Consider the following 26,135-nt stretch of genomic DNA (forward strand, 5'->3'; position numbering starts at 1 on the left):
TAACTAACCTTCTTACCCGTGGATTAACCCCTTGACCATCGCTGATACTGCTGATTTTATGCAACATTGAGCCACGTTAAGGGTCTTATTAAACGCAGGTCCTGACAAGCTACGGAATTCAGTAGGAATATTCCCCTTAATAACATTTTGGTGAAAAATACGACAATATTTTGACTTTACCCGCTGTTAATAATCCCTCCTTATCCCTCTATTACCGCACAGTAATTACAGGGATTTCTAATTAATTCCAAATCAGCCCAGATCGATCTTAAACACCCGATATTTAGCGGTGGTTAATTACGTTACCGCTTTCGTTTGATATGCCAGATTGGTGCGCGTTGCCGCGATAAATCGTTGCATTTTACCTGGCGCTTATCCATGATCGATAGATCATACGATTATGTTGTAAAGGTTCTAAGTGATTATGGAATGGATTGCCGATCCCTCGATCTGGGCTGGTCTCATTACACTGGTGGTTATCGAACTGGTTCTGGGGATAGATAACCTGGTATTTATTGCGATCCTTGCTGAAAAGCTTCCCCCGGCACAGCGCGATCGCGCTCGCGTTACCGGCCTGCTATTGGCAATGGTGATGCGTCTGGTACTGCTGGCGTCAATTTCCTGGTTAGTCACCCTCACGACACCGCTCTTCAACTGGCATGACTTAAGCTTCAGCGCCCGCGATTTGATCATGTTATTTGGTGGACTGTTCCTGCTGTTTAAAGCAACCGTTGAGCTTAATGAGCGGCTGGAAGGAAAAGACAGTAATAACCCCACACAGCGTAAAGGCGCGAAGTTCTGGGGCGTGGTGGCGCAAATAGTCGTACTTGATGCTATTTTCTCGCTGGATTCGGTCATTACCGCCGTGGGTATGGTTGATCACCTGGCGGTGATGATGGCAGCGGTCATCATTGCCATTACGCTGATGCTGATGGCCAGCAAAGCTCTCACACGCTTTGTCAACAGCCACCCTACGATCGTCATTCTGTGCCTGAGTTTCCTGCTGATGATCGGTTTTAGCCTGATTGCCGAAGGATTTGGCTTCCCAATCCCGAAAGGCTATCTGTATGCCGCCATCGGTTTCTCGGTGATGATCGAATCGTTCAACCAGTTGGCCATCTTCAATCGCCGCCGTTTCCTCTCGGCCAATCTGACCATGCGACAGCGGACGACCGAAGCGGTGATGAATCTGCTAAGCGGGCGCAAAGAGAATGCTGAGCTTGATACCGAGACGGCAACCATGGTCGCCGACCAGGGCGAAAGTCCGTTGTTTAATCCGCAGGAACGCTTAATGATTGAGCGCGTACTGAATCTGAATCAACGTACCGTCAGCAGCATTATGACTTCACGTCATGATATTGAGCACATCGACTTAAGCGCGCCTGAAGAGGAAGTTCGCGCGCTGCTGGAGAAAAACCAGCATACCCGTATTGTCGTCACCGGCGGCAACGATAACGAAGATCTGTTGGGGGTTGTTCATGTTATCGACCTGCTACAACAGTCATTACGCAATGAGCCACTGGATTTACACGTTCTGCTACGCCAACCGCTTATTTTTCCAGAAACCTTGCCGTTGCTCCCGGCGCTGGAGCAGTTTCGCCAGGCGCGGACGCACTTTGCTTTTGTGGTTGACGAATTTGGCTCCGTTGAAGGCCTGGTAACCATCAGCGATGTTATGGAAACCATTGCGGGTAATCTGCCTAATGAAGTCGAGGAGATCGATGCTCGTCATGACATTCACAAAAACGCCGATGGCAGCTGGACCGCTAACGGCCATATGCCGCTGGAAGATCTGGTTCAGTACGTTCCGCTGCCGTTGGATGATAAACGTGAATATCACACAATAGCCGGATTATTGATGGAATATTTGCAGCACATTCCTGCCGCTGGCGAAGAAGTGAAAATCGGCGGTTATACGCTGCGTACTCTGGAAGTGGAAAGCCACAGGGTGCAGAAAGTACAGATTATCCCGCCGGTTGAAGTAGAAGATGAATTAGATTATGAAGTGTGAATGAAGTTGAGGGTTAAGCCGCCGCGAGTTGCTCGCGGCGGCTTAATAATTACAGCTTATCAAGCAGTTTCTTCACATCTTTGCCGTTCTGGCTATTACTGTTGCGTTCCGCCCACTCATTCAAACGCTGTCTGGCTTCATCCTGCAACTGCTTACGCAGGATCTGATCTACCTGTAGGCTATAGCTTAGCGACTGCCACTTGCCATAGATACGTAGCGGGATTGCCGTCTGCTTGAGACGATCAATAAGCTTGCTTTCGCCTTTCCAACCACCTAACACCCGCACGTTGAAATGCATGTCGCAATCCTCTGCTTGCAGATTCAGATTACCTTGCCCGGTCAACGCCATCATTGCCGACTGTCCCTGCAAGCCGTTAAGCGTGATTTGGCCATTATTCAGGGTCAAATCACTGCTTAATGCGTCGAGCTGGGTCGCGTTATCGAAGTTTTCCTGCGCCTGTACATTAGTGCTCCTCGCTACAGCCTGTTGTACTAACTGCTGGAAGTTGAGCCCTTCGGTACGCGTATCCTTCATCTGCAGCTGTGCCTGTCCCTGCCAGTTGCGACGGAAGTCTTCTGCATCAATGCGCGGCCCCGAGAAATCACCTTTCAGAGATAATTTCCCCGTCAGGTTAATCGGGTAGTTAAACGCCTGCAAAATGGTACCGATTTCCACATTATCCAGTTGTGGCTGGAAAGCGGCATGCGAAGTGTTGCCTCTGACATCCAGCATCCCAGGTAACGAGAGACGTCCCTCTCCCAGACTACCCTCCAGCTGTTTCACCGTCAGCAGCCCCTGCTGGTTAGTGATATCACTCTTCACCTGGCTGAATCGCATACCACGCCACTGCACCTGGTCCGCCGACAGCGCCAGTTGGCCGTTAAAGCCAAGCAAACTATGATAATCCTGTTGAATATCGCTATCAGCAATCACAGGGCGTAGCTGTCTCGGCTGGCTTTGTCCACGCTGATCGACATTCCCTTCATTAGCCGCCGCGCTTTGTGCAAGCAAACTATCCAGATTCAAGGTGGTCGCCTGCAGGTTTAGCGCCCAGTCAGGTTTATCCCCCAGCACAACGCTACCGCTGCCGGTAATTGCGCTGCCATTAGCAGTGAGATTGAGATTGTTGAAATCGAGTTTTTTCGCTTCTTCGATCCAGCTGGCTTGCAGACTTCCCTGCCCGCTCAGGCCGTCCGGCGGCAACTCCGCCCCACGGACCTGCCAGTTGAGCTGCGAAAAATCCGCTTTCAAAGAGTGAGGGTAATCGCCGCCCTGAACCTGGGCGGTAAAGGACAACGTTAAGTCACGTTGATCGCGATTGACCCTGCCGGAGAAATCTACCGTCGCCAGATGGTTGTCATCCTGCTCCATCTGTAAGCGTATATCGCGCACGGTAACCTGTTCGCCATTTTCATGCTGGAAGAACAGGACGCTATCGGCCACCTGCAGTTTACGGACATCGTAGGACCATCCGCGATCTTGCGGCGCCTGCGGCAACGTATTGTCATGTGGCACCACCGGCGCGTTCTGGTTACGCACCGCTTCCGTTTTCGCGGTAAGCTGAATGACCGCGCCTTTCAACATCACCTGCTTCACCTGCAGTTGGTGAGAAAGTAGCGGCATCAGCGCAACATCCAGCCGCATGTTATCGGCACGCACCACCGGTTCGGAAGCGCCTGGCGCCGTCAGCGCCATACGACCGGAGAGAATACTCAGCTGCGGCCAAACATGCCAACGCAGCGGCCCGTCAAGCTTCAGTTGATAGCCGCTACGCTCCGCCACTTCCTGCACCATATAGTTGCGGAAGTCATTAGGGTTGACCAGCAGCACCAGCGCAGCGAGCCCCGCAACAATGACGGTCAACAAGATCATCAGCGTGGTCAGAATTCGTCTCATGGCATCCTCGATAAGCCGCTAACTTTATCAATCCTTGTCGATTCGACTCGCTACCGCGCCCTGCTGGTCGCGATATTTGGCATCTTCACGGCGGTTATATGGCCGCGCCGCCGGGCCCGAAAGCGGCTCAAAGCTCAGCGCGCCAATGGGCATTCCCGGGCGCAACGCCAACGGCAGCTTGCCGGAATTATAGAATTCCAGCACGATGCAGCCAGACCAGCCCGGATCAATACGGTGCGCAGTGACGTGTACCATCAGCCCCAGGCGCGCCAGTGACGAACGGCCATCAAGCCAGCCGACGAGGTCAGCCGGAAGCGTTACTGACTCATAAGTCACAGCCAGCGCTAATTCTCCAGGATGAAGATAGAAAGCCTCGCCTTCCGGCAGTACGATCTCTTCGCTCATTACCCGGTCCAGCGCCGCGCTCACTTCCGCCTTCGGGCCGCTCAGGTCAATAAACGGCGCCGTATGACCGCGGAAGGTACGGAATTTATTGCCTAAGCGAACGTCAACGGTGGCGCCGTTAATTCGATCCACCGGCGGGCGCGGGCTGATTGCCAGGCGCCCTTCATCCAACCAGGCTTCTATATCTCGGTCACACAGACGCATGAGCTTTCTCCTTTAAGGCATCTAGCCCTTACGCTTTCCGGGAATAAGGGCAATTGGGATTCTCTTTGCACGTTACACAATTAGTACGTGTTATTCAAAGAACTGACTGATTTTGGCCTTCAGAATATCGATGGCAATACGGTTTTTACCGCCGCGCGGGACAATGATGTCAGCATATTGCTTGGAAGGTTCAATAAATTGCAGGAACATTGGCCGCACCGTCTTCTGATACTGCGCCATCACCGAGTCCATGGAACGGCCACGCTCGTTAACATCACGCTTGATGCGGCGCATCAGACAGATATCCAGCGGGGTATCGACGAAAATAGAGAAGTTTAATTCATTGCGCAGTCTGGCATCCGTCAACAGCAGGATCCCTTCGAGAATGATCACTTTCTTCGGTTGAATATGAATAGTTTCCGGCATACGCGTATGTTCAACGTAGCTATACACGGGCAATTCAATTGGCTGGCCGCTTTTCAGCGTCTGTAAATGCTGGAACAGCAAGCTATGATCCATTGAGCTTGGATGGTCATAGTTGGTTTTTACACGCTCTTCCATCGACAGATGGCTTTGATCTTTGTAATAGCTGTCTTCTGGAATAACGCCAATATGCTCATCGCCAACTTGTTCACGTAATTCACGATAAAGTGTGCTGGCGATAAGGCTTTTGCCCGAAGCCGATGCGCCGGCGATGCCTACAATGACGCACTGATGAGACGTATCAGTCATAAATTTTTGCGACCTGATTAACCTGGATGTAGATGGAGGGTGACGGTTGACCGTCAAACGCGGCAATTATAGGGATTTCAGGGCGGCGATACCAGTGATATGCGCCCTGTACGCCTATTCCTCGTCCGGCGCCCAGCCTTCGGTGTACCAGATATGCAACAAAGCATAGGAGCGCCAGGGTTGCCAGCGGCTGGCATAACGCGCAATACGCGCAGGCGTCATTCCGGGAAAACGCTGTTTAATCAGATAGTCATCGGGCAGAAAAATATCTTTTGCCTGCCAACCGCGCAGCGCATAGTAATTCGCCGTCCAGCGACCGATGCCCGGCAGACTCTGCAATTGTTTCATGCCGGTTGCCATATCAGCAGGCGCCGTCAACGGCAATTCTCCGCTCAATGCCGCTTTGCCAAGGTGAATTAACGCTTCCGCGCGGCGAAGCGGCATCCCTAACGCCTTAAGCGCCAAAGGGTCGGCTTGCGCCAGTTTCTGCGGTACGGGAAAATAACATAACCAGGCGCTTCGCTTAACGCTTCCCCATAGACCGCGGCCACTTTCGCCGTCAGCTTCGCCGCCATCGCTACGCTCACCAGTTGCCCCAATACCGCGCGCACCGCCTGTTCAAACGCATCCAGCGCCCCCGGCAAGCGAAGTCCTGGTCGCGGCTGCGCCAGTTTGCCTAAGGTTTGCGTGACCTCAAATGGATCGCATGCTAAATCAAACAGTTGCGCTACACGCGCCAGGCACTGGTCTGCTACCGGTAACAGCCCATGAGAAAGCGTAACCTGGAACCCCTGGCTGCGTTCATCCGGTTTAACGGTAATCAATCCACGATGCCCATCTAAACTGAAGCTGCGGGTATATTGATCTTCATGGAAGGTTTCAATTCCCGCCACCGCACGCGCGCTGAGAAACGCGAACATCCATTGCCAGTCATAGGGCGCTCTCCAGGATAATAATGTCATGCACTCTCCTTATTAATCGCGACAAGCATAGATGCTCTAAGCCTGCTGCGCCTTGCTTTTAAATTCCAGTTGTCGGCATGGCGGCAATCCGCTAAAGTCGCCCCCCTTCTTCACTGGCATGGGGATTTTTCAGGTCATGTTTATTGGTTTTGACTATGGTACCGCCAACTGTTCGGTCGCCGTCATGCAGGATAATGCGCCACGGCTTTTAACGCTGGAAAACGGTAGCCCGCTGCTGCCATCAATGCTTTGCGCCCCGACGCGCGAAGCGGTCAGCGAATGGCTATACCGCCATCATAATGTCCCGGCCGACGGCGCAGAAAATCAGGCGCTACTACGACGCGCCATTAATTATAACCGTGATGAAGATATCGAAGTCCTGGGCAACAGCGTCCAGTTCGGCCTCGCCTCATTGCATCAATACGTTGACGATCCGGAAGAGGTCTACTTCGTTAAGTCGCCAAAATCGTTTCTTGGCGCCAATGGCCTGAAACCCCAGCAGGTCGCGTTATTTGAAGATCTGGTCTGCGCGATGATGCTACATATCAAACAGCAGGCGCAGTCTCAGCTTAGTGAACAGATTACCCAGGCGGTTATTGGTCGACCAATTAACTTCCAGGGTCTTGGCGGCGATGACGCTAACGCTCAGGCACAGGGTATTCTCGAACGCGCGGCGACGCGAGCAGGATTCAACGATGTCGTGTTTCAGTTTGAACCCGTTGCGGCGGGGTTAGATTTTGAAGCCACGCTCAATGATGAAAAACGCGTGCTTGTCGTCGATATCGGCGGCGGCACCACCGACTGCTCACTGCTGTTGATGGGGCCGCAATGGCGGCAGAAAGCCGACCGTCAGGATAGCCTGCTGGGCCACAGCGGCTGCCGTATCGGCGGTAACGATTTGGATATCGCCCTGGCCTTCAAATGCCTGATGCCGTTACTCGGCATGGGCGGTGAAACGGAAAAAGGCATTGCGCTGCCGGTACTGCCCTGGTGGAATGCGGTGGCGATTAACGACGTCCCGGCGCAGAGCGATTTTTACAGCGCCGCCAACGGACGTATGCTCAATGACCTGCTGCGCGACGCTCGCGATGCCGACAAGGTCGCACTGCTGCTTAAAGTCTGGCGTCAGCGCCTGAGCTATCGCCTGGTACGCAGCGCGGAAGAGAGCAAAATCGCCCTTTCCGCTCAGCCGGATTTCAACGCCGAACTGCCGTTTATTAGCGATGAGCTGGCTACCACTATCAGCCAGCAGGGGCTGGAAGAGGCGCTCAATCAACCGCTGGCTCGCATCATGGAGCAGGTAAAGTTAGCGCTGGAAAGCAGCCATGAAACCCCGGACGTTATCTATCTCACCGGCGGTAGCGCACGATCGCCGTTAATTAAAAAGGCGCTGGCCGCACAGCTGCCGGGAATACCGATCGCCGGCGGCGATGATTTTGGTTCCGTTACCGCCGGGCTTGCCCGCTGGGCGCAGGTGGTTTTTGCCTGAAACGCGAGCGCCATCCGGTAACCTGAGTTGACTTTGCCGCTTTTTCGTCCTAACTTGCAGGATGAAGGGTAAGGGAGGATTTCTCCTCCCCCTGATACACTGTTAGTAAGTCGGGAAACTTATCAGTAACAGCACTATCAGTATGATGAGTAGATTCATCATAACCCTTTCCTTATTTAAGGCCCCTTCCTCAGGAGGGGCTTTCCTGTATTTAGCCTCCGCTAAATCAAGCTGACGTTACCATGCCGCGTCTGACACATTTCTTTTCAGCGTTCGGCTTTGCGAGCCTCCTCGTGAAAGCCCGCCAATTCAGACCTTTCCATACGCGCTTTTCATAATTCCTCCATTTTTGCGGGGCGTTCCGTTACTAAACTAGTATCATTCAGCGAAAGCTTCAGAATGAGATAGCAAAATAATGAAAAGCAGTAACACACTTCGTTGGGGAATAGTCCTGACGGTAATTTTGGCGGCGGGAGCCGCCTATTGGTTCTGGTACGATCGCGCCGAAGAGACAACCGCAGGCGCTGCTGGCGCGAGTCAGCAAGGAGCAAAGGCGCCTGCCGGGGCGCGTCATGGGCGTTTTGGGGCCACGCTGGCCCCGGTGCAGGCGGCAACCGCCACCAGCGAATCCGTCCCCCGCTACCTTACTGGCCTGGGGACTATCGCCGCGGCGAACACCGTGACCGTGCGCAGTCGGGTTGACGGCCAGTTACTGAGTATCCATTTCCAGGAAGGTCAGCAGGTAAAAGCCGGCGATCTGCTGGCGCAAATCGATCCCAGCCAGTTCAAGGTCGCGCTGGCCCAGGCGCAGGGGCAGCTTGCCAAAGATAACGCTACCCTCGCAAACGCGCGCCGCGATCTCGCTCGCTATCAACAACTGGTGAAAACCAATCTTATCTCCCGTCAGGAGCTGGATACCCAGCAGTCGCTGGTGGTCGAATCCGCCGGTACGGTTAAAGCCGATCAGGCCGCCGTCGCCAGTGCGCAACTGCAGCTGGACTGGACCCGCATCACCGCACCGATTGACGGCCGCGTGGGCCTGAAACAGGTCGACATCGGCAACCAAATCTCCAGTGGCGACACCACCGGCATTGTCGTACTCACGCAAACCCACCCTATCGATTTGGTCTTTACCCTGCCGGAAAGCGATATCGCCACCGTGGTACAGGCGCAGAAAGCCGGTAAAACGCTGAGCGTCGAGGCCTGGGACCGAACCAATAAACAGAAGATCAGTACAGGCAGCCTGCTGAGCCTCGATAACCAAATCGATGCCACCACCGGCACCATTAAGCTTAAAGCGCGCTTTAATAACCTCGATGACGCGCTGTTCCCGAATCAGTTCGTCAATGCCAGAATGCTGGTGGATACCGAGCAGGATGCAGTAGTGATCCCCACCGCCGCGCTACAAATGGGCAACGAGGGGCACTTCGTGTGGGTGCTGAACAGTGAGAATAAAGTCAGTAAACATACGGTCACGCCGGGTATTCAGGATAGCCAAAAAGTGGTGATTAACGCCGGGCTGTCAGCGGGCGACCGGGTGGTAACCGATGGTATCGATCGCCTGACGGAAGGCGCTAAGGTCGAAGTCGTCGAAGCTCACAGCGCCGTGCAGGAACAACCTACCACCCGCCCGAGTGGTAAAAACGGAGCGGGCGCCTGATGCAAGTATTACCCCCAAGCAGTACGGGCGGCCCTTCCCGGCTGTTTATTATGCGTCCGGTGGCGACAACGCTATTGATGGTCGCCATTCTGCTGGCCGGTATCATCGGCTATCGCTTCCTGCCGGTCTCCGCGCTGCCGGAAGTTGACTACCCGACCATTCAGGTAGTAACGCTCTACCCCGGCGCCAGCCCGGATGTGGTGACGTCATCGATTACCGCACCGCTGGAACGCCAGTTTGGTCAGATGTCCGGCCTTAAGCAGATGTCCTCACAAAGCTCGGGCGGCGCGTCGGTCATTACTCTGCAGTTCCAACTGACCCTGGCGCTGGATGTCGCCGAACAGGAAGTGCAGGCGGCCATCAACGCCGCGACCAACCTGCTGCCGTCTGATTTACCCAACCCGCCGGTTTACAGCAAAGTGAACCCGGCGGATCCGCCGATCATGACCCTGGCCGTGACCTCCAGCGCGATGCCGATGACGCAGGTTGAAGATATGGTGGAAACTCGGGTAGCGCAGAAGATATCTCAGGTTTCCGGGGTCGGCCTGGTGACGCTGGCCGGCGGCCAACGTCCTGCGGTGCGCGTTAAGCTCAATGCCCAGGCGATCGCCGCGTTAGGTTTGACCAGCGAAACCGTGCGTACCGCCATTACCAGCGCCAACGTGAATTCAGCAAAAGGTAGCCTTGACGGCCCGGCCCGCGCGGTCACCCTTTCCGCCAACGATCAGATGCAGTCGGCGGAAGATTACCGTCGGCTGATTATCGCCTATCAGAACGGCGCGCCGATCCGTCTTGGCGATATCGCGACCATCGAACAGGGCGCCGAGAACGCATGGCTGGGGGCGTGGGCCAATAAGCAGCGGGCGATCGTGATGAACGTCCAACGCCAGCCGGGAGCGAACATCATCGCCACTGCCGACAGCATCCGCCAGATGCTACCGCAACTGACCGAGAGCTTGCCTAAATCCGTTAAGGTACAGGTGCTTTCTGACCGCACCACCAATATTCGCGCGTCGGTCAGCGATACCCAGTTCGAATTGCTGCTCGCCATCGCGCTGGTGGTGATGATCATTTATCTCTTCTTACGCAATGTCCCGGCGACTATCATCCCCGGCGTCGCCGTGCCGCTGTCGCTGGTCGGCACCTTCGCGGTTATGGTGTTCCTTGATTTTTCAATTAATAACCTGACGCTAATGGCGCTGACCATCGCCACCGGCTTCGTGGTCGATGACGCCATCGTAGTCATCGAAAACATCTCCCGCTACATTGAAAAAGGTGAGAAACCGCTTGCCGCCGCGCTGAAAGGCGCGGGGGAAATCGGCTTCACGATTATTTCATTAACCTTCTCGCTGATTGCCGTACTGATTCCGCTGCTGTTTATGGGTGATATCGTTGGGCGATTGTTCCGTGAATTCGCCATTACCCTGGCGGTGGCGATTCTGATTTCGGCGGTGGTCTCGCTGACCCTGACGCCGATGATGTGCGCGCGGATGTTAAGCCACGAATCGCTGCGCAAACAAAACCGCTTTTCGCGGGCCAGCGAGCGTTTCTTCGAGCGGGTGATTGCCGTCTATGGCCGCTGGCTAAGCCGGGTACTAAACCACCCATGGCTAACGTTGAGCGTGGCGTTAAGCACCCTGGCGTTATCGATTCTGCTGTGGGTCTTTATCCCGAAAGGCTTCTTCCCAATCCAGGATAACGGCATTATTCAGGGCACGTTACAGGCCCCGCAGTCGGTGTCGTTCGCCAGTATGGCGCAACGCCAGCAGCAGGTATCCGATCTGATTCTGAAAGATCCGGCGGTTGAAAGCCTGACGTCGTTCGTCGGCGTTGATGGCACCAATCCAGCGCTGAACAGCGCGCGTCTGCAGATTAACCTCAAACCACTGGATGAACGCGACGATCGCGTGCAAACGGTCATCAGCCGTCTGCAGCAATCGGTGGCTAGCGTACCGGGTATTGAGCTTTATCTCCAGCCAACGCAGGATCTGACTATCGATACCACCGTCAGTCGCACTCAGTATCAGTTTACCCTGCAGGCTAACTCGCTTGATGCGCTGAGCAACTGGGTGCCGCAATTGCTGTCGCGCCTGCAATCCTTACCCCAGCTTGCCGACGTCAGCAGCGACTGGCAGGATAAAGGGCTCGCGGCTTATATTAATGTCGATCGCGATAGCGCCAGCCGGCTGGGTATTTCCATGGCGGATGTCGATAACGCGCTGTATAACGCCTTTGGCCAAAGGCTGATCTCGACAATTTATACCCAGGCCAACCAATATCGTGTGGTACTGGAGCACGACACCCAGGCGACGCCGGGGCTGGCGGCGCTGGATAATATCCGCCTCACCAGCAACGATGGCGGTATCGTGCCGCTGAAATCCATCGCCAGCGTCGAGCAGCGTTTTACCCCGCTGTCGGTGAACCATCTCGATCAGTTCCCGGTGACCACCATTTCATTCAACGTGCCGGGTAACTACTCCCTCGGCGAAGCGGTAGAGGCTATTTTGTCAGCCGAGCAGTCGCTGGATTTCCCAAGCGACATCCGCACCCAGTTCCAGGGCAGTTCCCTCGCATTCCAGTCGGCGCTCGGTAGCACCGTCTGGCTGGTCGTCGCGGCGGTCGTCGCCATGTATATCGTCCTCGGCGTGCTGTACGAAAGCTTCATTCATCCCATCACCATTCTTTCTACCCTGCCGACCGCTGGCGTCGGGGCGCTGCTGGCGCTATGGCTGGCCGGTAGCGAGCTGGATGTGATTGCCATCATCGGCATCATTCTGCTGATTGGTATCGTGAAGAAAAACGCCATCATGATGATTGACTTTGCCCTCGCCGCCGAGCGCGAGCAGGGAATGCCGCCGCGCGAAGCCATTTATCAGGCCTGCCTGCTGCGCTTCCGTCCGATTCTGATGACCACCCTCGCCGCCCTGCTCGGCGCTCTGCCCTTGATGCTCAGTACCGGCGTCGGCGCCGAGCTGCGCCGCCCATTGGGGATTGGTATGGTTGGCGGTCTGATGCTCAGCCAGGTACTGACGTTATTCACCACGCCGGTGATTTATCTGCTGTTCGACCGGCTATCGCTGTATATGAAGAGCCGCTTCCCGCGCCGTGAAGAGGAGGCGTAAGTGAAGTTCTTCGCTCTCTTCATTTATCGGCCGGTGGCGACGATTCTTATCTCGTTGGCGATTACCCTATGCGGGATCCTCGGATTCCGGCTGCTGCCGGTCGCACCGCTGCCGCAGGTGGATTTCCCGGTGATCATGATTAGCGCCTCGCTGCCCGGCGCCTCGCCGGAAACCATGGCCTCGTCGGTGGCAACACCGCTGGAACGCTCGCTGGGGCGCATTGCCGGGGTCAATGAAATGACCTCGTCGAGCTCGCTTGGCAGTACCCGCATCATCATGGAGTTTAATTTCGATCGCGATATTAACGGCGCCGCCCGCGACGTGCAGGCAGCGATTAATGCCGCGCAAAGTCTGCTGCCGAGCGGGATGCCCAGCCGCCCCACGTATCGCAAAGCTAACCCGTCCGATGCGCCGATCATGATCCTGACGCTCACCTCGGATACCTATTCGCAAGGCGAGTTGTACGATTTCGCGTCAACCCAGCTGGCGCAAACCATCGCGCAGATTGACGGCGTCGGCGATGTCGACGTCGGCGGCAGCTCACTGCCGGCGGTGCGCGTCGACCTTAACCCGCAGGCGCTATTTAACCAGGGCGTCTCACTGGATGCCGTGCGCAGCGCCATTGATAACGCCAACGTGCGTCGCCCGCAGGGCGCGCTGGAAGATAAGACCCACCGCTGGCAGGTGCAGACCAACGATGAATTGAAAACCGCGGCGGAATATTTGCCGGTGATCGTCCACTACAATAACGGCGCGGCGGTACGCCTTGGCGACGTAGCAAAAGTGACGGATTCAGTGCAGGATGTGCGTAACGCCGGGATGACCAACGCCAAACCGGCGATCCTGTTGATGATCCGCAAGCTGCCGGAAGCCAACATCATTCAGACGGTTGATAGCATTCGCGCCCGCCTGCCGGAACTACAGCGTACCATCCCCGCCGCCATTGATTTACAGATTGCGCAGGATCGTTCGCCCACCATCCGCGCTTCGCTGGAAGAGGTCGAACAAACGCTGGTGATTTCGGTCGCGCTGGTGATTCTGGTGGTCTTTCTGTTTTTGCGCTCCGGGCGCGCAACGCTTATCCCGGCCGTCGCCGTGCCGGTATCGTTAATCGGTACCTTTGCCGCGATGTATTTGTGCGACTTCAGCCTCAATAATCTGTCGTTAATGGCGCTGACCATCGCCACCGGTTTCGTTGTCGATGACGCCATCGTGGTGCTGGAGAATATTTCCCGCCATCTTGAGGCGGGAATGAAACCGCTGCAGGCCGCGTTACAGGGCAGCCGTGAAGTCGGCTTTACCGTGCTGTCGATGAGCCTGTCGCTGGTGGCGGTGTTCTTACCGCTGCTGCTGATGGGCGGCCTGCCGGGTCGTCTGCTGCGCGAGTTCGCCGTCACGCTATCAGTAGCGATCGGTATTTCGCTCGCCGTGTCGCTCACGCTGACGCCAATGATGTGCGGCTGGCTGCTGAGAAGCGGCAAACCTCATGAACCAACGCGCAAGCGTGGCTTTGGCCGCCTGCTGGTCACTATTCAGGGCGGCTATGGCAAATCGTTAAAATGGGTGCTGAAGCATAGTCGCCTGACTGGCCTGGTGCTGCTCGGTACGATGGCGCTCAGCGTGTGGCTGTATATCGCCATTCCGAAAACCTTCTTCCCGGAGCAGGACACCGGGGTGCTGATGGGCGGCATTCAGGCGGATCAGAGTATTTCGTTCCAGGCGATGCGCGGCAAACTGCAGGACTTTATGAAGATCATCCGCGAGGATCCGGCGGTCGATAACGTAACCGGTTTTACCGGCGGCTCGCGGGTGAATAGCGGTATGATGTTTATCACCCTGAAACCGCGCGACCAACGCCACGAAACGGCGCAGCAAATCATCGACCGGCTGCGGAAAAAACTGGCGAAAGAGCCCGGCGCTAATCTGTTCCTGATGGCGGTGCAGGATATCCGCGTTGGCGGACGTCAGTCGAACGCCAGCTATCAGTACACCCTGTTATCGGACGATCTGTCGGCGCTGCGTGAATGGGAGCCAAAAATCCGCAAGGCGCTGGCGGCACTGCCGGAACTGGCCGACGTTAACTCGGATCAGCAAGATAACGGCGCGGAGATGGATCTGGTCTACGACCGCGACACCATGTCACGCCTGGGCGTCAGCGTGCAGGATGCCAACAGCCTGTTAAACAACGCTTTCGGCCAGCGGCAGATCTCGACCATCTATCAACCTTTGAACCAGTACAAAGTGGTGATGGAAGTCGATCCGCTTTATACCCAGGACGTTAGCGCGCTGGAGCAAATGTTTGTCATTAGTAACGACGGTAAACCCATCCCGCTGTCATACTTCGCCAAATGGCAACCGGCGAACGCACCGCTTTCGGTCAACCACCAGGGGCTATCGGCCGCCTCGACCATCTCCTTCAACCTGCCGACCGGCAAATCGCTGTCGGAAGCCAGCGACGCCATTGACCGGGCGATGACCCAGCTTGGCGTGCCGTCGAGCGTGCGAGGATCGTTTGCCGGCACCGCACAGGTATTCCAGCAGACGATGAACTCACAGGTGATCCTGATTATCGCCGCCATCGCCACGGTGTATATCGTGCTGGGGATCCTCTACGAAAGCTACGTGCATCCGTTAACCATTCTCTCAACCCTGCCGTCAGCGGGGGTTGGCGCGCTGCTGGCGCTGGAATTATTTGGCGCCCCATTCAGCCTAATCGCCCTGATAGGGATCATGCTATTAATTGGCATCGTAAAGAAAAACGCCATCATGATGGTCGATTTCGCCCTTGAAGCGCAGCGTACCGGCAATCTTCCGCCGGAAGAAGCGATATTCCAGGCCTGTTTGCTGCGTTTTCGCCCGATCATGATGACCACCCTGGCGGCGCTATTCGGCGCGCTGCCGCTGGTGCTATCGGGCGGCGACGGGTCCGAACTGCGGCAGCCGTTGGGGATCACCATTGTCGGTGGTCTGGTCATGAGCCAGCTGCTGACGCTGTACACCACCCCGGTGGTCTATTTGTTCTTTGATCGTTTGCGGCTGCGTTTTACGCGCAAGCCTGCTCAACCGGTAAGCGAATAAGATGACAGATCTGCCCGCCAGCGTACGCTGGCAGTTATGGATTGTGGCCTTCGGCTTCTTTATGCAGTCGCTGGATACCACCATCGTCAACACCGCCCTGCCCTCGATGGCCAATAGCCTTGGGGAGAGCCCGCTGCACATGCATATGGTAGTGGTCTCGTATGTGCTTACGGTGGCGGTCATGCTGCCGGCCAGCGGCTGGCTGGCGGACCGGGTCGGCGTGCGCAATATCTTTTTCAGCGCCATTGTGTTGTTTACCGCCGGTTCGCTGTTCTGCGCCCAGGCCAGCACTCTCGATCAGTTAGTGATGTCCCGCGTACTGCAAGGCGTCGGCGGTGCGATGATGGTGCCGGTCGGGCGGCTAACGGTGATGAAAATCGTTCCGCGCGATCAGTATATGGCGGCGATGACCTTCGTCACCCTGCCCGGCCAGGTTGGACCACTGCTCGGCCCGGCGCTTGGCGGGGTACTGGTCGAATATGCTTCCTGGCACTGGATATTCTTGATTAACATCCCGGTTGGCATCATCGGCGCTATCGCCACATTATGCCTGATGCCGAACAACACCCTGCAGACCCGGCGCTTTGATATCCTTGGTTTTATTCTGCTGGCGACAGGAATGGCCGCCCTGACGCTGGCGCTTGACGGCAAAAAAGGGCTGGGTATCTCGCCGCTGCTGCTCGCCGCGCTGGTCGTCGGCGGCCTGATGGCGATAGTTTTTTATTTGTGGCACGCCCGTGACAACGTTAACGCATTGTTTAGCCTCAAACTGTTTCGCAATAAAACCTTCTCGCTCGGTCTTGGCGGCAGCTTCGCCGGGCGTATCGGCAGCGGGATGTTACCGTTTATGACCCCGGTATTCCTGCAAATTGGCCTCGGCTTCTCGCCGTTCCACGCCGGGCTGATGATGATCCCCATGGTGCTGGGCAGCATGGGGATGAAACGCATCGTGGTGCAGGTAGTGAATCGCTTTGGCTATCGCCGCGTGCTGGTTTTCGCGACGCTCGGCCTGGCGCTGGTGAGTTTGCTGTTCATGGCCGTCGCACTGGCCGGCTGGTACTGGCTGCTGCCGCTAGTGCTGTTCCTGCAGGGCATGATTAACTCCAGCCGTTTCTCGTCGATGAATACTCTGACGCTAAAAGACCTGCCTGATGAGTTGGCCAGTAGCGGTAACAGCCTGCTCTCGATGGTTATGCAGCTCTCGATGAGTATCGGCGTGACCATCGCCGGGCTACTGCTCGGCATGTACGGCCAGCAGCATATCAGCGCCGATGCCCCAGCCGTTCATCAAGTTTTCCTCTACACCTATCTGAGCATGGCGGTGATTATCGCCCTCCCGGCGCTCATCTTTTCCCGTGTACCGAACGATGTCGGCAGCAACACCGTCATCCGCCGACGCAAAAGGAGTGAATCGTGAAACTTTGGCGCCCGGGTATCACCGGTAAGCTGTTCCTGGCTATTTTCGCCACCTGTATCGTGCTGCTGATTAGCATGCATTGGGCAGTGCGCATCAGCTTTGAGCGCGGCTTTATCGACTATATTAAACGCGGTAATGAACAACGACTAACGATGCTCGGCGACGCGCTGAGTGAACAGTACGAGCAGCACGGCGACTGGAAATTTTTGCGCAACAACGATCGTTTTATCTTCCAGTTACTGCGCACCTTCGAGCGCGATAACGACGAACGTCCACCGGGTGGGCCGGGTCCGCATGGCGAGCCAGGGCCAATGCCCGGCCCTGGCCCGCGGCCCGATATGCCGCCGCACGGCTGGCGCACGCAATTTTGGGTTGTCGATCAACAAGGGCGCGTGCTGGTAGGCCCGCGGGCGCCGGTCCCGCAGGACGGTACCCGCCGTAACATTGTCGTCGACGGCGTGACCGTCGGGGCGGTGATCGCCTCGCCGGTTGAACGGCTCACGCGCAACACGGATATTAATTTCGACCGCCAGCAAAAACGCACCAGTTGGCTGATTGTCGCCCTTGCCACCCTCCTCGCCGCGCTGGCCACCTTCCCGCTGGCCCGCGGGCTGCTGGCGCCGGTCAAACGGCTGGTGGAAGGCACCCATAAGCTGGCGGCGGGCGATTTCTCCACCCGCGTCACGGTCACCGGCGGGGATGAACTGGGCCGTCTGGCGCAGGATTTTAACCAGCTTGCCAGTACGCTTGAGCGTAACCAACAGATGCGCCGCGATTTAATGGCCGATATTTCGCATGAACTCCGCACGCCGCTAGCGGTCCTGCGCGGCGAGCTGGAGGCTATTCAGGACGGAGTGCGTAAATTCACCCCGGATTCGATCTCTTCGCTGCAGGCGGAAGTCGGCACGCTTACCAAGCTGGTGGACGATCTGCATCAGTTGTCGATGTCCGATGAAGGCGCGTTAGCCTACCAGAAAGAGTCGGTGGACTTAATTGCGCTGCTGGAGGTCGCCGCAGGGGCGTTCCGCGAACGTTTCGCCAGCCGCGGCTTGACCATCGGCGTCTCGCTGCCGGATAACGCTATCGTTTTCGGCGATCGCGATCGTCTGATGCAGCTGTTCAATAACCTGCTGGAAAACAGCCTACGCTATACCGACAGCGGCGGCCGCCTGCAGATTGACGCCAAACAAAATGGTCGCATGTTGACGCTCGATTTCGCCGATAGCGGCCCCGGCGTTAGCGACGAGCAGCTGGCGCGGCTCTGCGAGCGTTTTTATCGCACCGAGGGCTCACGCAACCGGGCCAGCGGTGGATCCGGTCTTGGGCTGGCAATCTGTATGAATATCGTCGCCGCCCACGGTGGCAGCCTGAACGCCGGTCATTCGCCTTTTGGCGGGGTTAGCATTAAAGTAGAGTTACCTCTGGAACAGGATTTATCGAGGGATGTATGAGCGAATTACCTATTGATGAAAACACGCCGCGCATTTTAATCGTGGAAGACGAGCCCAAACTCGGTCAGTTGTTGATCGACTATTTGCAAGCTGCGAGCTATGCGCCAACGCTCATTGCGCATGGCGATCAGGTACTGCCCTACGTCCGCCAGACGCCCCCGCATTTGATCCTGCTGGATTTAATGCTACCGGGCACCGACGGCCTGACCCTGTGCCGCGAGATCCGCCGATTTTCCGAGATACCGATTGTGATGGTCACTGCCAAAATCGAGGAGATCGATCGCCTGCTGGGGCTGGAAATCGGCGCCGATGACTATATCTGCAAACCGTACAGCCCGCGTGAAGTCGTGGCCCGCGTGAAGACGATCCTGCGTCGCTGTAAACCACAGCGCGACCTGCAGGCTCTGGATGCGCAAAGTCCGCTAATTGTTGACGAAAGTCGCTTCCAGGCCTCGTGGCGCGAAAAAATGCTGGACCTGACTCCCGCCGAGTTTCGGCTATTAAAAACGCTGTCGCAGGAGCCGGGTAAAGTCTTCTCCCGCGAACAACTGCTCAATCATCTGTACGACGATTATCGCGTAGTTACCGACCGTACCATCGACAGCCATATTAAAAACCTGCGCCGTAAGCTGGAATCGCTGGACGCGGAGCAGTCGTTTATTCGCGCCGTCTACGGCGTTGGCTATCGCTGGGAAGCCGACGCCTGTAGAATGGCTTGAACATCGCGCCTCTTAGCGCAGAGAGGCGCGAAGGTTTACTCCCTCTTTCCACAGAGCTACAATGCCCGCCCTTAATGTGGGGACACTCCCCCGAATCGCCGTACCTGGTGCGGCGAGTCTGACCTGTCATCAGAACGAGAAAATCATGTTTAAACCGGAACTTCTTTCCCCGGCGGGAACGCTGAAAAATATGCGTTACGCTTTCGCTTATGGCGCCGATGCGGTCTACGCCGGCCAGCCGCGTTACTCACTGCGCGTACGCAACAACGAATTCAACCACGAAAACCTGCAGCTCGGCATCAATGAGGCCCATGAGCTGGGGAAAAAATTCTATGTGGTGGTTAACATCGCGCCGCATAACGCCAAGCTGAAAACGTTCATTCGCGATCTCAAACCGGTAGTGGAAATGGGCCCGGACGCGCTGATTATGTCCGATCCTGGTTTAATCATGCTGGTGCGGGAAAACTTCCCTGATATGCCGATCCACCTGTCGGTACAGGCCAACGCCGTCAACTGGGCGACGGTGAAATTCTGGCAGCAAATGGGGTTGACCCGCGTGATCCTCTCCCGCGAACTGTCGCTGGACGAGATCGCCGAAATTCGCAGCCAGGTGCCGGAGATGGAAATCGAGATTTTCGTCCACGGCGCGCTGTGCATGGCCTACTCCGGCCGCTGCCTGCTCTCCGGCTATATCAATAAACGTGACCCTAACCAGGGCACCTGTACCAACGCCTGCCGCTGGGAGTACAACGTGCAGGAAGGCAAAGAAGATGACGTGGGTAATATCGTCCACAAGCATGAACCTATCCCGGTGCAGAACGTTGAACCGACTCTCGGTATCGGCGCGCCAACCGACCAGGTATTTATGATTGAGGAAGCCAAACGTCCGGGCGAGTATATGACCGCCTTTGAGGATGAGCATGGCACTTACATCATGAACTCCAAAGATCTGCGCGCTATTGCCCACGTTGAGCGTCTGACCCAGATGGGCGTTCATTCGCTGAAGATTGAAGGCCGCACCAAATCCTTCTACTACTGCGCGCGCACCGCCCAGGTGTACCGTAAAGCGATCGACGACGCCGCCGCCGGTAAACCGTTCGACACCAGTCTGCTGGAGACGCTGGAAGGTCTGGCCCACCGCGGCTATACCGAAGGCTTCCTGCGCCGCCACACCCACGACGACTATCAGAATTATGAATACGGCTATTCGGTTTCCGAACGCCAGCAGTTTGTCGGCGAATTCACCGGCAAGCGTCATGGTCATCTGGCCGAAGTGGCGGTGAAAAATAAGTTCTCGGTCGGCGACAGCCTGGAGGTCATGACTCCGCAAGGTAACGTCAACTTTACGCTCGAACATATAGAGAACGCCAAAGGCGAAGCAATGCCGGTCGCGCCGGGAGACGGTTATATCGTCTGGCTGCCACTGCCGGAGGATATGGCGCTGGAGTATGGGTTGCTGATGCGTAATTTTAACGGCGAGTCGACGCGCAATCCGCATAAAAATTAGTTTATTGGCGTTATTTTTTCATTATGTATGGATATTAGAATCGGATCACATACCGTTTCGTTCGAAGCAGGTATCATCCATTTCGCTGAAAAACATAACCCATAAATGCTAGCTGTACCAGGAACCACCTCCTTAGCCTGCGTAATCTCCCTTACGCGGGCTTATTTTTTATGCATCCTATTTTCCCGACTTTCTTATTCCATGACGCCATTCATGCGATACACTGAGGATGACGACTAAGAATGAGGCGATAAAGGATGACCCAATTTCCAGCCAGCTTATTAATTCTCAACGGTAAAGGCGCGAATGAGCCCCAACTGCGCGAAGCCGTTAATCTCCTGCGCGAAGAAGGTATCGAGATACACGTCCGCGTGACCTGGGAGAAAGGCGATGCGATTCGTTTTGTCGAGGAAGCCGAAACGCTCAGGGTGGCGACGGTGATTGCCGGCGGCGGCGATGGCACGATTAATGAAGTCGCCACCGCGCTGGTCCAGCGCGGCAGCAACATGGCGCTGGGAATACTCCCCCTCGGCACAGCCAATGATTTCGCCACCAGCGTCGGCATCCCGCAGGATTTAGCCAGCGCGCTGAAGCTGGCGATAGCCGGGCGCGACGTCCCTATTGATGTGGTTCGCGTGAATAACGAGGCCGGATTTATCAATATGGCCACCGGCGGCTTTGGTACCCGTATCACCACCGAAACGCCGGAAAAACTAAAAGCCGCGCTCGGCGGCGTCTCCTATCTGATTCACGGCCTGACGCGCATGGATACCCTAAAGCCGGACCGCTGCGAAATTCGCGGCGAGAACTTTCACTGGCAGGGCGACGCGCTGGTTATCGGCATCGGCAATGGCCGCCAGGCCGGCGGCGGTCAGCAGCTGTGTCCTGAAGCATTAATTAACGACGGGCTACTGCATCTGCGTATTTTTACCGGCGAAGAGTTGCTGCCTGCGCTGTTTAGCACCCTCGCTAATCCCGATAATTCGCCAAATCTGATCGACGGCGTATCGCCGTGGTTTGAAGTCACCGCCGCCCATGAAATGACCTTCAACCTGGATGGCGAACCGCTGAGCGGCAAATCCTTCCGGATGGAAATCCTCGGCGAGGCGCTACGCTGCCGTCTGCCGCCGGACTGTATGTTACTGCGTTAAAACATCAGGGCGGGATATACCCGCCCTGATAACGTTATGAATATTCTACCCCTTCCCTGACGCCGCTTGCCTTACGGGCAAAGCCCGGCTGATCGACGCGAATAAACGGGCACAGACAAAACGCCAGCAGATAGAGCGCGGTATAGGCCACCACCACGCCGATGGTGCTGAAGTGCGGCAGCAGCACCACCGCAATTGCCGGCGCGAGGAAGTTCGACAGCCCGGCCGACAGGTTGTAGACCGAAATCGCCGCCCCTTTATGCTCTGGCTCCAGCGCCGGGAACACCGCCGCCATCGGCACGAACGCCGCGACGAAAATCCCCAGCGCAATCGCCGGCACCAGCGCCATGGCGAAGTTATGCCCGAAGTGCTGCGGCAGGTAGTAAAACGCCAGGCTCGACAGCGCCATGCCGATGCAGCCGAACCAGCGCACCACTTTCATCCAGCCCAGTTTCTCCGCCACAATCCCCCAGAAGACGTTGGAGAAAATGGTGGTGAAGAAGAACGCCGCCCACACCTGCAGCCATTCGGAAGTGGTGAAACCGAGCTCATCGACGAACATCATCGGCATGACCACCGCGAAGCCGAACAGCGACAAGGTGTTGATAATGCGCACGATGCTGGAGAGCATAATGCTGCGGTTGGTGTAGATAAGGGTCACCGCGCGCCCCAGCTCGGAGAACTTCTCGCGGGTGGTGAGGTTCTGCATATGGCGCGGGGTTTCGGTGTTGCGCAGCGCCGCCAGGGCAATCAGCCCGCCGGTGACGCAGAACGCCAGCGCCAGCCACAGGGTGCCCATCTCGCCGATGTGCGGGATGGTGAAGCTCGGGATATAGCTGCCGAACACGCCGATGCCGACGGAGTAGACCGCCCAGAACCAGCCCAGCGCCGAGCTGGAGCTGTCGCTGCGGACGTTATGGATAATGGCGACGATGAACGAATAGAGGAACAGCGGATAGGCCAGACCGCGGATACCGTAAAACAGCAGAATTAAGGCATAGTTGGCGCGGCCGAGACCGAAGACGAGGAACAGGACGTGGAACACGCACCACAGCACAAAACCGATAAACATGGTTTTACGCGGGGTGATGATTTCCGCGACCACGCCGGAGACCCAGGCCGAGAGGGCGGCGGCGAGGCCGTAGAGGGTGAAGGCGAAAGAGGCCTGCGCCGGGCTGAAGCCCAGCTCCTTGATGTAGTGTGAGAGGAAGGCGAGTTCAAAACCGTCGCCGGTCATAAACACGGCGATGGCGACGTATCCCCAGATAAGGTTCAGCGGCAGACCGAGCCACTGTTTGTGATTAACGGACATGGTGACCTCGTTGTTGTAGGGTGCAGGAGAATCACTCCGGCAGTTTCGCCGGAGCGTCATATGTCTTATTGCTGTCGAAAATGTCGGTCGTTGAGGTACAGAGACTGGAAATGGGCGTAACGCGGCATCAGCGTCTGATGACGCTGCGGATCCGCCTGCCAGGTTTGCCAGATTTCCGGCTTATGACAAACGCTGGCCAGCGGTTTGCCCGCCGCCAGGCAGGCCAGACGCGCCGCTCCGAGCGCGCCGCCGGTTTCCCCGCCTTTATGCGTCACCACCGGCATCGCCAGTATATCCGCCAGCAGTTGCGCCCAGAACGGACTGCGGGCGCCGCCGCCAACCAGTGAGCACTGGCCGATACGGGTTCCGCTCTCCTGCAACACGCGCAGGCCGTCAGCAATACCGAAGCTCACTCCCTCCAGCACCGCATATCCCAGTTGAGCGCGCAGGCTGGCATGGGTCATTCCCCAGAACATACCGCGCGCCAGAGGATCGTTATGCGGGGTACGCTCGCCGGAAAGATAAGGCAGGAAGTATGGCGCATTGGCTTTTTCGTCTTCGCTTAACTGGGCGACCTCCTCCAGCAGCGCCACTTCGGTGGTGCCGGTCAGACGACAGAACCACTGCAGACAGCTGGCGGCGCTGAGCATCACGCTCATCTGGTGCCACAGGTTCGGCAGCACATGACAGAAAGCATGCACCGCCGACTGCGGCGCCGGACGATAGCGATCGGTGACGACAAACAGTACGCCGGAGGTCCCCAGCGAGATAAAAGCGTCTCCCGGCGACACCGCGCCAACGCCAATCGCGCTGACCGCATTATCGCCGCCGCCCCCCGCCACCAGCACCGAAGGATTAAGCCCCCAGCGTTCGGCAATGTCTGCCGCCAGCGTGGCGGAAACGTCGCATCCTTCCACCAGTTCCGGCATTTGTTGCCGCGTCAGGCCGCACTTCTGCAGCAGCGCGTCGGACCAGTCCCGCCGCGCAACATCCAGCCACAGCGTCCCGGCGGCATCCGACATATCGGAGACTTTTTTGCCGGTCATCTTGTAGCGCAGAAAATCCTTCGGCAACAGCACGCAGGCGGTACGGGCGAAATGCTGCGGTTCGTGACGCCGCACCCACAGCAGTTTCGGCGCGGTAAACCCCGGCATTGCCAGATTACCGGCCACCTGATGCAGCTCCGGCGCCATCTCTTCAAGCTCGGCGCACTCCTGCGCGCAGCGGGTATCATTCCATAAAATCGCCGGGCGAATCACTTCGCCGCTGGCATCCAGCAGTACGGCGCCGTGCATCTGTCCGGAAAGGCCGATGGCTTTAATTGCCGACCAATGGCTCGCGCACTTCTCGCGCAGAGTGGCAATCAGATATTCCGTCGCTTCCCACCACGCCTGCGGCGATTGTTCGGACCACTGCGGATGCGGCCGTTGAATGGTCAACGGCGCGCTATGACTGGCGACGACCGTATTATTTTCATCCAGCACCAGCGCTTTAACTTCCGAAGTGCCGAGATCGATACCTAAATACATAGCGCCTCCTGCTGGGTCAACGCGTAGACGGCGGCGATTTGCTCACGCAGCAGCGCCTGAAAATCCGCCGATTCCGCCAGCTCGCCAAATAAGGCTTTATCAGCAGCGTACCGGGCGATCGGATCAGGCGAATTAAACATGGCGTGTACCGCCGATTCATCAAGAATTCCGTCCTGGTACTGATACGGTAAAGCCCCTTTATGCCACTGCTGCATAAAGACAAAGAACAGCGCCGGCAACATAGCGGTAGCCTGCGGGCGCACGCCGCGCTGGTAGCACTCCTGCAGGGTTGGGGCAATCATCGCTGGGATTTTTGAGAATCCATCGGCTGCCACCCGCTGGTTGGTGTCCTGGATATAGGGGTTGGTAAAACGCTTGAGTACCACGTCGCGATAGGTTGCCAGGTCGATGCCGTTATCACCCAGACACGGGATCACATCTTCGCTGACGTAACGGTCAGCAATGGCGTAGATGGCATCGGTAAGCGTACTCTCGTGAATATATTGCTGGCCCAACAGGGTTCCCGCCCAGGCAATACAGCTATGTGACGCGTTAAGAATGCGAATCTTCGCCTCTTCATAGGGGATAACCGACGCCACCATCTCCACGCCCACCGTCTCAAGCGCCGGGCGCTCAGCGCGGAAATTATCTTCGACTACCCATTGAATAAAGGTTTCGCCCATCACCGGCGCTTTATCATCGATGCCGGTTTGCGCTTTGATACGTGGCGCCAGATCGGCGGCCGGGCGCGGCGTAATACGATCGACCATGGTGTTTGGGCAGGTCGCGTTCGCCGCCAGCCAGTCAATAACCTGCTGTTTACCGGTCAGTTGCAGAAACTCCACCAGCCCATCATGGAAACGTTCGCCGTTGTGGCGCACGTTGTCACAGTTGAGCAGCGTCAGCGGACCCGCATCGTCGGCGATGCGTTTTTCAAGAATCCGGGTGATGGTGCCATAAATGGTTTTGCAATCTCCCTGCAAATCGGCCTGCAGATCGGCGTTGCTGGTTTCCAGGCGATGCTGCGTATTGAGGTAATAACCCCCTTCCGTCACCGTGAAAGCAATGACTTTAGTCTGCGGGTTCGCGCCTTCATCAATCAGCGGCTGCAGTCCCACCTGCCACGGCAGTAATTTTTGAATTGAGGCGATCTCTTCATATTCGCGCTCCCCTTCCGGGCTCACCGTCTCGAGGACGTAGCGCCCTCTCTGCTCCGCCAGCGCCTGCACCACGTGCTCGGCGTCGTTACGAATATTTCCCGCCGCGATATGCCAGCGCGAATCGCCGGAAACCCGCAGTCGATGCAGGTACCACGCCTGATGGGCGCGATGAAAAGAACCGAGACCGATGTGAAGCCATGTGAATTGCGTATTCATGTTCTGCTCTCCTTGAGGTGATGCGGCTCACTGTAGATGATCATTTGAATCAAATAAGAGCTACGGATCACAAAAGAGCAATTACCCATTTAAATTACAAATGACCAAAACGG

Annotated in this window: 17 protein-coding genes and 1 pseudogene; 10 read left to right on the plus strand and 8 right to left on the minus strand. The window is 56.7% G+C overall.

All coding sequences use genetic code 11. The annotated features are described in order from the left end of the window. Positions 1-424: 424 nt before the first annotated feature. Entirely contained in the window at positions 425-2,011 is a 1,587-nt protein-coding gene (locus tag EAE_RS23775; protein ID WP_015706061.1) for a TerC family protein, read from the plus strand. Positions 2,012-2,060: 49 nt separating this feature from the next. On the opposite strand, the gene asmA is transcribed toward EAE_RS23775, so the two are convergent. The 4 genes and pseudogenes from asmA to alkA form a co-directional block, all read right to left on the minus strand. Continuing rightward, positions 2,061-3,908, minus strand: coding sequence for an outer membrane assembly protein AsmA (asmA, locus tag EAE_RS23780; RefSeq protein WP_015706062.1), 1,848 nt, complete (start codon positions 3,906-3,908; stop codon positions 2,061-2,063). A 27-nt stretch (positions 3,909-3,935) separates the two neighbouring features. Continuing rightward, positions 3,936-4,517 carry a dCTP deaminase gene (gene dcd, locus EAE_RS23785; RefSeq protein ID WP_015365790.1) on the minus strand — a complete coding sequence of 194 codons (582 nt, stop codon included), beginning with the start codon at positions 4,515-4,517 and terminating at the stop codon, positions 3,936-3,938. 90 nt (positions 4,518-4,607) lie between these two features. Next, a complete protein-coding gene (udk, locus tag EAE_RS23790) occupies positions 4,608-5,249 on the minus strand; it encodes a uridine kinase (protein WP_015365789.1) in 642 nt (213 codons plus the stop codon). Positions 5,250-5,363: 114 nt separating this feature from the next. Next, a pseudogene (gene alkA / locus EAE_RS23795) lies at positions 5,364-6,211 on the minus strand (DNA-3-methyladenine glycosylase 2). A gap of 136 nt (positions 6,212-6,347) precedes the next feature. Between alkA and yegD the strand changes: the two are divergent. Beyond that, positions 6,348-7,700, plus strand: coding sequence for a molecular chaperone (gene yegD, locus EAE_RS23800; RefSeq protein ID WP_015706063.1), 1,353 nt, complete (start codon positions 6,348-6,350; stop codon positions 7,698-7,700). Between the two features lie 102 nt (positions 7,701-7,802). Here the strand turns inward: yegD and EAE_RS25645 are convergent, their stop codons facing one another. Further along, the gene (locus tag EAE_RS25645) at positions 7,803-7,862 is read right to left on the minus strand and encodes a type I toxin-antitoxin system Ibs family toxin (protein ID WP_100280394.1); all 60 of its coding nucleotides are present in this window, start codon (positions 7,860-7,862) and stop codon (positions 7,803-7,805) included. 253 nt (positions 7,863-8,115) lie between these two features. On the opposite strand from EAE_RS25645, the gene EAE_RS23810 reads away from it, so the two are divergent. The 8 genes from EAE_RS23810 to yegS all read left to right on the plus strand — a co-directional run bounded on the left by EAE_RS23810 (position 8,116) and on the right by yegS (position 21,805). Further along, positions 8,116-9,360: an MdtA/MuxA family multidrug efflux RND transporter periplasmic adaptor subunit gene (locus EAE_RS23810; protein WP_042895937.1), complete on the plus strand. Its 1,245-nt coding sequence runs from the start codon at positions 8,116-8,118 to the stop codon at positions 9,358-9,360. Next, on the plus strand, positions 9,360-12,482 hold the full coding sequence (locus EAE_RS23815; RefSeq protein WP_015706065.1) for an MdtB/MuxB family multidrug efflux RND transporter permease subunit: 3,123 nt from the start codon (positions 9,360-9,362) through the stop codon (positions 12,480-12,482). Before EAE_RS23810 ends, EAE_RS23815 begins: the two co-directional genes overlap by 1 nt. Further along, positions 12,483-15,560, plus strand: a complete 3,078-nt coding sequence (mdtC, locus tag EAE_RS23820; protein ID WP_015706066.1) for a multidrug efflux RND transporter permease subunit MdtC — start codon at positions 12,483-12,485, stop codon at positions 15,558-15,560. It begins immediately after the preceding gene. Between the two features lies 1 nt (position 15,561). After that, on the plus strand, positions 15,562-16,977 hold the full coding sequence (gene mdtD, locus EAE_RS23825) for an MFS transporter (RefSeq protein ID WP_015706067.1): 1,416 nt from the start codon (positions 15,562-15,564) through the stop codon (positions 16,975-16,977). Next, positions 16,974-18,428 (plus strand): envelope stress sensor histidine kinase BaeS, encoded by a 1,455-nt coding sequence (gene baeS / locus EAE_RS23830; protein WP_015706068.1) that lies wholly within the window; start codon positions 16,974-16,976, stop codon positions 18,426-18,428. Before mdtD ends, baeS begins: the two co-directional genes overlap by 4 nt. Further along, positions 18,425-19,147: an envelope stress response regulator BaeR gene (baeR, locus tag EAE_RS23835; protein ID WP_015365781.1), complete on the plus strand. Its 723-nt coding sequence runs from the start codon at positions 18,425-18,427 to the stop codon at positions 19,145-19,147. Before baeS ends, baeR begins: the two co-directional genes overlap by 4 nt. A gap of 145 nt (positions 19,148-19,292) precedes the next feature. Beyond that, positions 19,293-20,654, plus strand: coding sequence for a prephenate-dependent tRNA uridine(34) hydroxylase TrhP (gene trhP / locus EAE_RS23840; protein ID WP_015706069.1), 1,362 nt, complete (start codon positions 19,293-19,295; stop codon positions 20,652-20,654). 257 nt (positions 20,655-20,911) lie between these two features. Continuing rightward, entirely contained in the window at positions 20,912-21,805 is an 894-nt protein-coding gene (yegS, locus tag EAE_RS23845) for a lipid kinase YegS (RefSeq protein ID WP_015706070.1), read from the plus strand. A 34-nt stretch (positions 21,806-21,839) separates the two neighbouring features. Here yegS and EAE_RS23850 read toward each other — a convergent pair whose 3' ends face one another. The 3 genes from EAE_RS23850 to dalD form a co-directional block, all read right to left on the minus strand. After that, entirely contained in the window at positions 21,840-23,117 is a 1,278-nt protein-coding gene (locus EAE_RS23850; protein ID WP_015706071.1) for an RbtT/DalT/CsbX family MFS transporter, read from the minus strand. Between the two features lie 65 nt (positions 23,118-23,182). Then, positions 23,183-24,646 carry a xylulokinase gene (xylB, locus tag EAE_RS23855; RefSeq protein ID WP_015706072.1) on the minus strand — a complete coding sequence of 488 codons (1,464 nt, stop codon included), beginning with the start codon at positions 24,644-24,646 and terminating at the stop codon, positions 23,183-23,185. Further along, positions 24,637-26,022 carry a D-arabinitol 4-dehydrogenase gene (gene dalD, locus EAE_RS23860; protein ID WP_015706073.1) on the minus strand — a complete coding sequence of 462 codons (1,386 nt, stop codon included), beginning with the start codon at positions 26,020-26,022 and terminating at the stop codon, positions 24,637-24,639. Before dalD ends, xylB begins: the two co-directional genes overlap by 10 nt. Positions 26,023-26,135: the final 113 nt, after the last annotated feature.

Origin of the sequence: Klebsiella aerogenes KCTC 2190 (assembly GCF_000215745.1) — a bacterium.
Classification (GTDB): domain Bacteria; phylum Pseudomonadota; class Gammaproteobacteria; order Enterobacterales; family Enterobacteriaceae; genus Klebsiella; species Klebsiella aerogenes.

Excerpts from the sequence above, each read along its gene's own strand:
- yegS (WP_015706070.1), top strand. The coding sequence starts at position 20,912 with ATGACCCAATTTCCAGCCAGCTTATTAATTCTCAACGGTAAAGGCGCG.
- xylB (WP_015706072.1), bottom strand. The coding sequence starts at position 24,646 with ATGTATTTAGGTATCGATCTCGGCACTTCGGAAGTTAAAGCGCTGGTG.
- baeR (WP_015365781.1), top strand. The coding sequence starts at position 18,425 with ATGAGCGAATTACCTATTGATGAAAACACGCCGCGCATTTTAATCGTG.
- dalD (WP_015706073.1), bottom strand. The coding sequence starts at position 26,022 with ATGAATACGCAATTCACATGGCTTCACATCGGTCTCGGTTCTTTTCAT.
- udk (WP_015365789.1), bottom strand. The coding sequence starts at position 5,249 with ATGACTGATACGTCTCATCAGTGCGTCATTGTAGGCATCGCCGGCGCA.
- trhP (WP_015706069.1), top strand. The coding sequence starts at position 19,293 with ATGTTTAAACCGGAACTTCTTTCCCCGGCGGGAACGCTGAAAAATATG.
- dcd (WP_015365790.1), bottom strand. The coding sequence starts at position 4,517 with ATGCGTCTGTGTGACCGAGATATAGAAGCCTGGTTGGATGAAGGGCGC.
- EAE_RS23815 (WP_015706065.1), top strand. The coding sequence starts at position 9,360 with ATGCAAGTATTACCCCCAAGCAGTACGGGCGGCCCTTCCCGGCTGTTT.
- EAE_RS23775 (WP_015706061.1), top strand. The coding sequence starts at position 425 with ATGGAATGGATTGCCGATCCCTCGATCTGGGCTGGTCTCATTACACTG.
- asmA (WP_015706062.1), bottom strand. The coding sequence starts at position 3,908 with ATGAGACGAATTCTGACCACGCTGATGATCTTGTTGACCGTCATTGTT.
- EAE_RS23810 (WP_042895937.1), top strand. The coding sequence starts at position 8,116 with ATGAAAAGCAGTAACACACTTCGTTGGGGAATAGTCCTGACGGTAATT.
- yegD (WP_015706063.1), top strand. The coding sequence starts at position 6,348 with ATGTTTATTGGTTTTGACTATGGTACCGCCAACTGTTCGGTCGCCGTC.
- EAE_RS23850 (WP_015706071.1), bottom strand. The coding sequence starts at position 23,117 with ATGTCCGTTAATCACAAACAGTGGCTCGGTCTGCCGCTGAACCTTATC.
- mdtD (WP_015706067.1), top strand. The coding sequence starts at position 15,562 with ATGACAGATCTGCCCGCCAGCGTACGCTGGCAGTTATGGATTGTGGCC.